This window comes from Galbibacter marinus, assembly GCF_000300875.1.
In the GTDB taxonomy this organism is placed as follows: Bacteria; Bacteroidota; Bacteroidia; order Flavobacteriales; family Flavobacteriaceae; genus Galbibacter; species Galbibacter marinus.
In genome coordinates, this window is the sequence record NZ_AMSG01000077.1 from 1 (window position 1) to 248 (window position 248).

The window sequence follows — 248 nt, forward strand, 5'->3', positions numbered from 1 at the left end:
TCGGGTATAGGAGATTTCTTCTTGCTGTGGAAGCTCAGTAGGAGCCTCTACAGGGGCGAAGAGCTCCAGTTGTGCGTGATTACTAGTCTGAGTGACGAACCTTTCTGATTTGAAACCCTGAATAAGCTTCAAAAGCTGCTGCATTTGATGCTCCAAGGATGCAACCTTGGTTTTTAGCTCCTGATTCTCTTTTTGAGAAAGTTCAAGAGCACGTAAATGCGCAGCGTTTTGGGCTTGTAATTCTTGGT

At 45.2% G+C, this 248-nt stretch carries 1 pseudogene; it reads right to left on the reverse strand.

Annotated elements, in window-relative coordinates:
- Positions 1-248 (reverse strand): annotated as a pseudogene (locus I215_RS16335) (hypothetical protein); the annotation flags it as partial.